9 protein-coding genes are annotated in these 11,482 nt (G+C 41.7%); 2 read left to right on the forward strand and 7 right to left on the reverse strand.

The features are described from left to right. Genes MgSA37_RS11805 through MgSA37_RS11815 form a run of 3 tightly spaced genes read right to left on the reverse strand, consistent with a single transcriptional unit; the run spans position 1 to position 5,921 of the window. Positions 1–1,911 carry a DUF3857 domain-containing protein gene (locus MgSA37_RS11805; protein ID WP_096352140.1) on the reverse strand — a complete coding sequence of 637 codons (1,911 nt, stop codon included), beginning with the start codon at positions 1,909–1,911 and terminating at the stop codon, positions 1–3. Beyond that, a complete protein-coding gene (locus MgSA37_RS11810; protein ID WP_096352142.1) occupies positions 1,908–3,926 on the reverse strand; it encodes a transglutaminase domain-containing protein in 2,019 nt (672 codons plus the stop codon). Before MgSA37_RS11810 ends, MgSA37_RS11805 begins: the two co-directional genes overlap by 4 nt. A gap of 12 nt (positions 3,927–3,938) precedes the next feature. Next, positions 3,939–5,921 carry a transglutaminase domain-containing protein gene (locus MgSA37_RS11815; protein ID WP_096352143.1) on the reverse strand — a complete coding sequence of 661 codons (1,983 nt, stop codon included), beginning with the start codon at positions 5,919–5,921 and terminating at the stop codon, positions 3,939–3,941. A 200-nt stretch (positions 5,922–6,121) separates the two neighbouring features. Here MgSA37_RS11815 and MgSA37_RS11820 point away from each other — a divergent pair, with 200 nt between their 5' ends. Then, a complete protein-coding gene (locus tag MgSA37_RS11820; protein WP_096352145.1) occupies positions 6,122–7,162 on the forward strand; it encodes a 3'-5' exonuclease in 1,041 nt (346 codons plus the stop codon). Positions 7,163–7,324: 162 nt separating this feature from the next. Here MgSA37_RS11820 and queG read toward each other — a convergent pair whose 3' ends face one another. Beyond that, complete coding sequence (gene queG, locus MgSA37_RS11825) at positions 7,325–8,257, reverse strand: tRNA epoxyqueuosine(34) reductase QueG (RefSeq protein ID WP_096352146.1); 933 nt, start codon at positions 8,255–8,257, stop codon at positions 7,325–7,327. Positions 8,258–8,402: 145 nt separating this feature from the next. Here queG and MgSA37_RS11830 point away from each other — a divergent pair, with 145 nt between their 5' ends. Then, positions 8,403–8,768 (forward strand): SpoIIAA family protein, encoded by a 366-nt coding sequence (locus tag MgSA37_RS11830; protein ID WP_096352148.1) that lies wholly within the window; start codon positions 8,403–8,405, stop codon positions 8,766–8,768. A 29-nt stretch (positions 8,769–8,797) separates the two neighbouring features. Here the strand turns inward: MgSA37_RS11830 and MgSA37_RS11835 are convergent, their stop codons facing one another. The 3 genes from MgSA37_RS11835 to MgSA37_RS11845 all read right to left on the reverse strand — a co-directional run bounded on the left by MgSA37_RS11835 (position 8,798) and on the right by MgSA37_RS11845 (position 11,482). Next, positions 8,798–9,277: a nuclear transport factor 2 family protein gene (locus MgSA37_RS11835; protein ID WP_157750544.1), complete on the reverse strand. Its 480-nt coding sequence runs from the start codon at positions 9,275–9,277 to the stop codon at positions 8,798–8,800. Positions 9,278–9,418: 141 nt separating this feature from the next. Then, complete coding sequence (locus MgSA37_RS11840) at positions 9,419–10,201, reverse strand: polysaccharide deacetylase family protein (protein ID WP_096352151.1); 783 nt, start codon at positions 10,199–10,201, stop codon at positions 9,419–9,421. A 204-nt stretch (positions 10,202–10,405) separates the two neighbouring features. Next, complete coding sequence (locus MgSA37_RS11845; protein ID WP_096352153.1) at positions 10,406–11,482, reverse strand: Gfo/Idh/MocA family protein; 1,077 nt, start codon at positions 11,480–11,482, stop codon at positions 10,406–10,408.

Here is an 11,482-nt window from a genome sequence, read left to right on the forward strand (position 1 = left end):
TTAACTTTTTACCAAACTAACGGTATATTCATCTGCATCCACCACATCCTGGAAAAAGTCGACCAGGTCCTGATACGTTTCTTTGCTATACGTGCCGTCAAATAACTGGAATTTACGCCTGTAGGTAAGCTGGTTACCTTTAAGTTCCATCGTGGCGGTAAATTTTCCAAACGGTTTGTCAAGCTTTACATTTAAGGGTTCTTTCTCCAGGTGGTAACCGGGCGGGATCGTGTAGGTTATGTCGTCAAGATCTGTATATCCGCGATTAATACAAACGTCATTCATTCGGTTGGGTACCTGCCTTGGCGGCTCTTCTATCCGGTTAACAGAATTGATCATAAAAAAGCATTTGCCATCGGTTAGGGAGGCGTAATCCCGTGCGCTAAGCTTAATACTCTCGGTTGTAAAAGGCCTAAAGCTTTTATCCTGTTTTAAATCAAGGCCAAGGATATCCATGTTATTTATCGGGTAGATCTTTTGGATTATTTTATACTGCTCCTTTACGGGCTCATTAACGATTTCATCCCGGTTATCATAATTGGCCCCGTAAAAAGTGGTGGTCATCGCTCCGGATAACCCGCCATCACCATTGATTACAAAGTCAGCTTTGCGCTTTTCCAGGTCGTCATCTACGGAGTACTTTGGGGTGTGCAGCAGTTTGCCGCCTTCGGGGGTACAGGCTAAAACATTGCGGTCGTCGGTAAAATCCCCCAGGTATCCAAAAGGTATGGTTTGGCTGGTGCAATCGGCCCATGTGGTATCGTTTTTAAACGGGATACATAAAATAATATGATCTCCCTGGTCCATACTGGCAAAATCATTCAATAAATTCACTTTGTACCTTCTGCCTGATTTTACAACACAATACCATGAGTCGATATTCACGGCCTTCAGCAAAGCCTGGGTATAATTTACCAGCGCTTTGCAGTCACCATAGTTTTGCTGATCTACATCTGAAGCCAAAAAAGGCTGATTTCCCCCAATCCCCACCTGTACGCTTACATAGTGGGTTTTACCCTGCATGAATTCATAAATTTTTTTTGCTTTTAATTTGGGGTCAGCGATGTCTTTGGTTAATTCCTGCACATGTTCTTTCGTGCCTGCAGGCAGTTCAGTGCGGCTGGCCAGCAGTTTATCATATTCCCATTTGCCCAGCGTTTTCCAATCTGTGAATGAACCGTCCAGCCCATAATACCTGAATTTTTCGGGCGCCACCTGCACGTAAGGAATTACATTTTTATAATATGGGCTAAAAGGCTCGGTTTTAGCGGCTTTTAAATTACTCACGCTCCAGCTATACGTATTAGTTTCCGCTTTTTTCTCAATCTTTATCAAATTATTGTGGAAGTTATTTTCTTTATACCTGATGTTAAAACCTTTGTCGCAGGTGAATGTAAATGAACTTTTCTGAACAGCAATACCATAGCCCGGTACCGGTTCCCATTGGGGAAAAGCAAGGGATTGTTTTAATTTCATTTCGTATTCATACACAACGGTGTATGGATACTGGCTGACGGCCGGCTTGTAATATTTAATTTTATCATCAAGAAAGAGTGAAAAGCCATCCCAGGCGCTTTGTTTTTCAAAATCGCCTTCAGAAAACTTATTAATCGGCTTCCCAAACTCATTTAATATCATGCCTTTAACCGATTTAATGACCCTGCTTTTGTCGTATTCAAGGACAATTTCTGCATCTTCGTCGCCATTTTTATTTAAAACTGTTATGGCCGATTTCACCTGCACAATGGTATTATCCAGGCTCTCTACCCTGACACTCAATTGCTGATCCCTGATCACTGTACTAGCATGGGCAAGCAGCTCCTTTGGGATCAGGCTTGCATCATAATTATCCTGGGCGCCGGCGTATAAAAAACCTGTCAGCAGGCATATCATAAGTAATACAGGTTTCATGATTTTTTCTTAAATAAAATTTCTGCTTTTTCTGACTGGATAATCTTGTTGTAAAATTCTTTAAGGTATGGATATTCATTCACGTCGTAAACGGGTTTATTAAATTGGATGATATGTGAAAATGTAAAAGAGTGATCACCAGGCTCGTAATTCGTAATAAACTTACCCCCGTTGCCTGGCATGGCTATACCCGTTACGGGCGGCGGCGTTGCCACCGTATATTGTTCAGGCAGATGTATGGTTAATGTTAACCTTTCGTCAGAGGGCATACCCATGTCAACCGGGTAGGTTCGCTCAGCCAGTTTGAAAGGGTTAACATCTATTTTATTCCAAAAAAACGGGTTGAATGCCAGGTCATTTGCGCCGGTAGCCTTATTAAACAAGTCGATTTCAAGGTCATATTTTTCAATAAGCGGCTTGTCCAGGCTGTCAACGTCGGTGATCTCGGCTTTAAGCACTTTTATTTTTGAAGATTTGCTCTTGAAATCGTCAATATAATCAGCTGTTGAGTTGAATTTATTGATGGCTGATCTTTTTTCATAGGCATCGTACCCGGTTGAATAGATAATAGCTGTTCCCTTTAATTTACCATCTTCACCCAAAGTAAAATCAAGCGTGCGCGTGCTCTTTTCTTTCTGTTGCAAATTTAAATCCATCCATTCCGAAGGCCCATCCATACTAAAAACCCGGCCGCGGCCATTTAAGCAGCGCATGGGCAGCATACCAAAGGGTAGCAAAGGGTCGGTGGCATCCAGCAGGTAGGTTTGGTTATTTATGTCGACACGTGCTATTAAATAGTCAAAATCATTAACAACCGGGTAAAGAGAATTTACTTTGCCATGCTCGCGGGTTGATATTAATACGGCTTTTGCGTTAAAGCCTGCGGCGTTTAGCGCATTGATGAGCGAGAAATTAATATCTGCATCGTTGCCGGTATGTTTGTCAATAGCGGTTGCGATGCCTTCATCGCTATATTTTCCCCGCCGCCCGTTGTACTTAAAAAGCTGTTTTACATAGCTGTATATTGCTTTTGCTTTTTCAAGGTCATCAGTTTTGCCAATAGTTACGGGCACCAAACGATCTTTAAACAAGGCGGTCTTTTTCAACTGCGATCCAAAATACAAGTACTTTTTAAGGCCCAGATCCACATCCTTCCATTCTTTATTCACGTTTACCTTTACAAACGTGTAGGGGTTGGTTTCTTCAGCCAGTTCGAAGTTTATCGTCGAGAAAAAGTCCCTGGCAGAAGTCATATAGTCTTCCTTTATAAAAGCAGGCACATCACTCATTCCAAAAATAAGTTTCGAACAATCAACGCTTGTACTTACCCTGCCATCGCCGCTCCCGCCCCCATCTACAGAAAAACAGTTTCGTTCTACAGATGAAGTGTTTTTTGCCAGCTTTAACCCGCCCTTTAGCGAAACATTGTACCGCCAGTAAGCCGGAATGTGCGCTTCAAATTCCGAATATATTTTGGGGATAAAATCCTGGAACTGCCATGGATGAAAATTTTCAAGGTATGGCGAAAACATGCGGTACCGGTATTCAATAACACAACCATTTTTCATTGCCGGCATTGCAAATTTATATACCATTACATTTTTGTTTTCTTTTTCAGCATATACCTTGTTTTTTTCAAGCTCGGCTTTCTGTGTTGCTCCATTGTTATCGGTATAATAAGTAACGCCTGTTAATTCCTCAATGGTTTCGTAGGAATCGGCGTCCTCGTTATAATTGTATACCGGCAGCTCCACCGTGCCACTGTCAAATCCTTTGTTATCAAATATTTTTATCTTAACATGGTACTCAAAAACCAGTTTTATTCGTTCCCCGGTAACCACTTCAATGCTTGCCAGGCCATGTTCCCGTAGTACAACTGCATGCGCCGAAGTATCTTTCGGATACGATTTCATATCCATTTCTTCATCCGAAATGGCTCCGTATGGAAAATCCTGCGCTTTTAAAAGGTTGTTTAAGCAAAGCAGGGCAAAAAGGATAAGTAAGTTTTTTTTCATGACAGTAAAGGTTTATTTCTTCTTGAATACCATTTCTGCTTTTTCTGACTGGATGATATTGTTATACAATTCTTTCAGGTAGGGGTATTCCTGCGAACTGTAAATAGATTTATTGAGCTGGATAATATGCGAAAAAGTAAATGTATTGTCGTCTGAGGCCTGGAAGTCCGTTAAAAACCGACCACCGTTATTGGGCAACGCAATCCCTACGGCTTTTGGCGGATTATCCACAACATATTGTGCCGGTAAGTGCATAAGTAAAGTAGTCCTGTAATCGCCGGGCATTCCCCTGTCAACCGGGTACGAGCGTTCGGTAAGTTTATAGGGATTGGTTGTCATCCGGTCTAAGAAAAATGGATTAAAGGTTAAACTGCCAGCGCCCATCTTGTTATAAATATTGATCTCCACCTCGTATTTTTCCACAACCGGCTTATCTAAACTATCCAGGTTAGTGATCTCGGACTTAAGTATTTTTAATTTGGGGAATTTGCCTGCAATATCTTCAACATATTCATCTGTTGTATTAAATTTTTTAATAGCCACTCTTTTTTTATAGGCTTCATAACCTATCGAATAATTTGTAATAGTGCCTTTAATTTTGCCGTCATCCTGCAAAGTAAGATCCATCATGCTGGTGCTGGTTTCTTTTTGCGGGAGGTTTAAATCTATCCAGTAGGAGGGTTTATCCAGGCTAAAAACGCGCCCCCTGTCATTCAGGCATTTTAAAGGTAACATACCGAAGGGCATCAAAGGATCGGTGGCATCAAGCAGATAGCTTTTATCGCCAATGTTTGCTTTGGCAATAATATAATTAAATTTGTTTACAGCCGGGTAAAGGTCATTCAGCAAACCATTATCGCGTGTGGATAGCAATACAGCTTCGGTGTTTATGCCGGCGCCATTCAGCGCGATGATCAAAGACATATTGATATCACCAACACTCCCGGTATGTGATTCGAAAGCTTTTTTAACGCCATCGCTTCCATTGCCGATATATTCATTCCATTTATACCATTTTTGCAAATACGCATAAATTGCTTTTGCTTTTTCCAGATCGTCCGTCTTGCCGGCATAGACGGGTAAAATCCTGTCTTTAAGCAAATCTTTGTGCTTTAGCTGCCCGCCAAAAGCAAAGCTGGATTTCAAGAGATAATCAATATCCTTCCATTCTTTTGTCTCTTTAACCACAGTGCCCGTGTAGGGGTTGGTAAATTCCACTAGGTCAAACGAAAGTTCTGAAAGATAATTCTTTGGCGACGTCATATCGTCCTCTTCAATAAAAGCCGGAATATCGCTCATCGCATAAATAATATCCGAACAATCGCTGGCTGCCCCGTGGGTTGAAAAACAGCCCGTTAAAACTGAAGAAGTGTTTTTTGTGAGTTTTAAAAAGCCCCTTAACGACGCATTATAATTAAAGTGACCGGGTATAACTGCTTCGAATTCGGAATAAACCTTCGGTATATCACTTTGAAATGCCCAGGGATGAAATTCATAAAGATGAATCCCTATCGGCGAAACCAATCGGTAGGTATACTCAATTACACAGCCATCCACTAATGCGGGCAGGGTAAATTTAAAGGTGCTTTGGTATTTATCATCCCTTGATGTATAAACTTTTTTGGGATCAAACTCGGCTTTTTGTATGCTGCCATCGCTGCCTGCAAAATAAGTGGTACCCGTTACTTTTTCAACTTCATCAGAATTTTCATCGTTGTTTTGGAGGGAGACCATCTTTGTAGCTTCGTCGAATCCTTTATTGTCAAAAATTTTTATTTTAACATGGTACTCAAACATTATTTTAAGGTTATCATCATTTGCCACAACAATCTGCGCTTTGCCGTATTCGCGCAAAACCACGGCGTGCGCCGAGGTATCTTTGGCGTACTTTTTCATGTTAAGCTCATCGGTTGAAATCTGGCCGTAAGGGAAATCCTGCGCGGCGGCAAGTTGTGCAAAGCAAAAAGAAAGCACCAGGATAAGGAAGGTTCTCATTAATTTAATTCAATTTAGGAGGGGTTAAAATGATGGTACAATTAAATAAATTAAAATGGTATTAAAAATTTATTGTACAAATTCTTTTTATGACTTTTGCGGCATTGAAACGGGGCAAAAGAAGCCTGGTGATAAATAGAGTGCATATTTAAAAAATTTGGCGTAAATTCCAACCGGTAATAAAAACAAATACCCTTCTGATGAAATTAAACTTAAAGCGGCCGTTGGCTTTTTTTGATCTTGAAACTACAGGTACCAATATCGGTTCCGATCGTATTGTTGAAATATCAGTGATTAAACTTTTTCCTGATGGCAGCGAAGAGGTAAAAACCTGGCGGATCAATCCCGGTATGCCCATCCCGCTTGAATCATCATTGGTACATGGTATTTATGATGAGGATATTAAAGATGAACCGCTATTTAAGGAGGTTGGTCAATCCGTTGCTGAGTTTATTGCCGACAGCGACCTGGCGGGCTATAATTCAAATAAGTTTGATATCCCAGTGCTGATGGAGGAGTTTTTGAGGTCCAGGATTCCGTTTGACCTGGAAGGACGTCATTTTGTGGATGTTCAGAATATATTTCACCAGATGGAACAGCGTACGTTGAAGGCTGCCTACCAGTTTTATTGCGATAAACCGATCATCAATGCCCACTCGGCCGAGGCCGATACCCGCGCTACCATGGAAGTATTGATTGCGCAGGTTGCCCGCTACGAAAACACCGAATGGGAAGATAAAAAAGGTAACAAACAGGTTCCGGTTGTTAATGATATTGAGGCCTTACATAAGTTTACCAACCTTAACCGCCCCGTTGATTTTGCAGGCCGGATGGTTTTTAATGATGACGGCGAGGAGATCTTTAATTTTGGTAAACACAAAGGGAAAACGGTGGAGGAAGTTTTCAGGATAGAACCAAGTTATTATTCGTGGATGATGCAGGGCGACTTCCCGCTTTATACCAAACGGAAACTGGAAGAGATCTACAACCGCTGGAATGCAAAGAAAGTTGCTGAAAGGCAACCTAAACCTGTGCAGCAAAAGCAGCCTGAACAAACTGCTGCGGTTACTGAAAACAAAGCACCCGTTAAAACCGAAACGGCGAATAAACCATATTCCCCTAAACTAAACTACAACAACGCGCCTGAACGCAAACCCTTTAAACCCAAAGACGAAACACCGGCCAAACCTGTAAACGAGGACATGCTGAAAATGCTGGCGGATAAGTTCAAAAAGGGTTAATTAGTGATTGGAGGTTAGAGATGAGTTGTTGGAAGGTTGTAATGTTGGGAGGTTAGAGAGTTGAGGTAGTGCTCAAATAATTTTATCTGTTAAATCAAATTCAGGAATAAAGAAAATTTGACTCAGAACTTCCGGCTAAAGACTTTTGGCCTGACCCGGGGCTTAGCTTTTCAGAAAATCAATATTTCTTTTTAACCCTTTAAATTTAGTCCTTTTTACTGCCGAATTTTTAAAGACCTTTTGGAAAACATCTTCCGTAATTTCTTCCCAGTCTTTTTTGTTTAATTCAAGCAATTGTGGTTTGGGTTTAAAGGCCGGCTCGGTATGTAATACCGAAAACTTATTCCAGGGGCAAACATCCTGGCAAACGTCGCAACCAAACATCCAGTTATCCATTTTTCCCTGAAATGCGGGGGGGAGCTCATTTTTAAGTTCGATGGTCAGGTACGAGATGCACCGGCTGCCATCTACAATATAAGGGGCAACAATGGCTTCAGTAGGGCAGGCATCAATACAAGCAGTACAGGTACCACAATGGTCGGCCGCGGGGGCAATATCGTAATTGAGGTCAAGATCAATGATCAGTTCGGCCAGGAAGAAAAAAGAGCCGACCCGTTTGTTGATCAGGTTGGTGTTTTTACCGATCCAGCCCAGCCCTGCTTTTTTCGCCCATACTTTATCCAATACCGGGGCTGAATCAACAAATGCCCGGCCGTTTACCTCGCCTATTTGCTCCCGGATAATGGTCAATAACTCCTTTAGTTTCTCTTTTATAACATAATGATAATCATCACCATAAGCATATTTAGATATTTTAGGGCTTAAGGGATCTGCCTGCCGCACCTCGGTGAAATAGTTGAGGCCGAGGGATATTACAGACCTGGCACCATCAACCAATAAACGGGGGTCAAGGCGTTTGTCGAAATGGTTTTCCATGTAATGCATTTCGCCCTGCATTCCTTTTTTTAACCAGGCTTCCAGCCGCGGCGCTTCATCTTCCAAAAAATCAGCTTTTGAAATTCCGCAGAACAAAAAGCCAAGTTTTTGGGCTTCTTTTTTTATAAGCGAACTATAAACTGTACTCTTTTGCGGCATCATTACAAATATATTGATTATCAGTACTTGAAATAGTAATAATATCAGCTATTTATTAACTAATAGTGAAATAATAATACAAAAATTCACTTTAATTTAAATAGCGGTTCAATTGTTGTAGTTGTGTTGATTGACAATTTTAAATATGCTTCAGCTCATCAATAATTTACCGCCTCATGTTGCAGGGTTACATGCATTTGCCAATGTTGCTGAAACTGAATATAAAGATTCATTGATACCGTTGATAGAGAACGTGCTTAAAAAAAGCAAACGTATTAATTTTGTGCTGGTGCTCGAAACGGATATCGTCAATTTCGCTTCGGGTATTTGGTGCGGAAATTTAAAAATAGGGTTAAAGTATTTTTTTAAATGGAATAAAATTGCCATCGTAACCGATCAACAAAAGGTTTTGGGGTATAGCGATCTTTTTAAATACATGGTACCCGGGAAGTTTAGAAATTTTAGGATAGATCAAATCGACCAGGCGATCCGGTGGGTGTCTATAAAATAACCGGGTTGTTTATTTTGTAGAAAAAAAAGCTAATGCTGATCAAAAAAGCCAACCTGGCGTAAAAAAGCTACCTGGTCGAAATAATCGGTTTCTTTAATGATCTTGTCGCCTTTTATTGTAAAAACAGCGCAGTAATCCAGCATATATTTTTTATCTTTCATATATGCGGGTGTATTTGCTTCCGGCATAGATAAAGTGCCGCTCACCGTATATTCGGCTACAATATATTCGCCTGCATTAATGATATGGTTTACTTTGTATAAAAGGTCGGGCGTTGATGCAAAATACCGGGTGTAAATTTCAGAAATCCCTGCTTTGCCGGTTTTAGCGCCTTCCCAGTTGGGAGAGTACACTTTGGCGCTGTCGGCATATTCTGCTGCAATAGCTTTAACATCGTGTTTGCTTAATGCTTCAAAATGCCGGGAGATTACACCAATCGATTGAGAATAGGCACAATCAGCAACTGCTTGCAGGATCAGTGCGATAATTATAATGCGTTTTGATTTCATGGCGAATGAATGAAAAGTCTCCATAAATATAAGCCATAACTGCACTAAAATAAAAAATGCTGAATTTCGGGTACTGACGTTTAATCAGTATCCGAAATTCAGCATTTGATATTCAAACCGCTCCCTTTAGGGAGCAGGGCGCTAGAAGCTGTGCCTTACACTATTGCTAAAGGTTTTGGTTGTCCAGTACCCGCTATCCAGGATGCGCCTTACGGTCATTAAAGGCATTTCCGGGTCGCGTTTGTCAGCTAATTGGAACGCCAGCTTAAATCCATGTTTTTTTACTTCCGGCAAAACAGGTTTTTTCCATACGCCAAACGGATAGGCGAAATAATCAATCTTTTTGCCGGTTATTTCTTCCAGCTTTTTGGTTGGTTTTTCAATTTGTACCACCCAGTCATCCTTCTTAGGATTAGGATCATGTTTATAGCGGTCAACCCGGTGATGGTCCCAGGTATGGGCAGCAATAACGTTTCCCTCGTCTGACAGCTGTTTAATTTGTTCTTTGGTCATATAGTGCGGGCGACCTATGGAGACAGTCATTACAAAAAACACACCTTTAAAGCCATATTTTTTTAGCTCCGGGCGCGCAATGGTAAACTGATCAAGGTCGGTATCATCAAAAGTGAGCATAATAGGCTTGCTGGGTAATGCTGTACCTTTTGTAAGATAATCATACAACTGATCGGGCAGAATAGTGTGATAGCCGCTATCAGCAAGCATTTTGATGTGTTGTTTAAATGCGGCTATTGGGATGATATAGTCTTTTGATGTTTTGGAGTCCTTTGGCGTCCAGTCGCGAATCTGGTGATAGCAAACAATTGGAACCTGTTTGCGGGCCATAATGGCAGCACTGTTTCCTTGTGCGAACGATGCTAAGCCTAAAAAACAAAGAATGGTGGCAGAAAAAAGTTGTTTTATCATAATTTATCAGATGAAATTTTGAAGTTGGCAAATGTAATGATTTTGCTTTTGGATAATAAAGAGAGATTCAGGTTTAAAGTTTGAAATAATTTAATATTCATCAGCCCAGGCTGCGTTTATAGCGCAGACGAAATACGCACCAACCAGCATCGTAATTACGGGGTGTTCCTGTTATTCAGTGAACACCCCGTAATTACGGTTCAGCTATAAAACTATTCTTTTACCCTCATTAATTGATCGTTTGGCAGCATCCAGTATCTGCATCACTATCATGTTATAATTTAATGACGATTGATCGTCGTTCCCGCTGATCTGGCCGCGTAATACAGCCGTTAAATAAATAATCGGGTCGTTAACAGGAGCGGGGAGCGGCGAAGCAGTTTTTGCGCCTTTTATGTTCTCACGCATTCTGCTTATAATGCTTTTTCCGTCCAGGGCATGCAGGTAACCTGTCTCACCAAATATTTCCATGTCCTTGATGCTAAAAGGCCAGTTCCACGATGCTTCTATCTGCCCGCTGGCGGTAGGATATTCTACCAGTATGGTGGCGTCATCCTCTACCTTTGGATAAATTTCCGGTTTGTAATGATGGGCGATCGCAGTTACTGCAATCGGCTTTTGGCCGTGCATAAACCAGGTCATCAGGTCGGCGCCATAGCAGCCAAAGTCGTTTAACGGGCCCGCTCCGTTCAATACCGGGTCGGTTAACCAGCTTAAAAACTCCTTGCTGCAGCCAATTTCCTTTGGGCCCTGGTGCCCGTCGTGCACCACCATCTTCCTGATCTTGCCTATGCTGTCTGCCGCAATCGTATTGTAGTTGGCCAGATTTGACGCGTACCAGGTAGTCTCGTAATTAACAAGTACCCTTATTTTATATTGATTTGCCAGCGCTTCTATCCGTTTTGCCTGCGCCAGTGTAGCTGCCAGCGGTTTTTCAACCATCACAGGTATGTGCAGGGGGGCGCATATTTCAACAATATCCACGTGGTTGGCAACCGCGTTATAGCCCAATACTGCATCGGGCTTTTTCAGCAGGATCATCTGTTTAAGATCCGTGAAAAACAGTGAATCGGGCAGGTGATAAAGCTTGCCATATTTTACCCATAACTCTTTGTTCGGTTCGGCAATGCCCACAATATCAACTGTGCCGTCTTTATACCGGCTCAATATGCCATGCGCATGGTCATGGTTTAAACCGGCCACGCATACCCGGATCGGCCCTTGGGCTGAAACCGTAAAGCCCGCTAAAACCAGTAATAAAGCTGAAAGAAATGTTTTCAT

Origin of the sequence: Mucilaginibacter gotjawali, assembly GCF_002355435.1 — a bacterium.
Taxonomy (GTDB): Bacteria; Bacteroidota; Bacteroidia; order Sphingobacteriales; family Sphingobacteriaceae; genus Mucilaginibacter; species Mucilaginibacter gotjawali.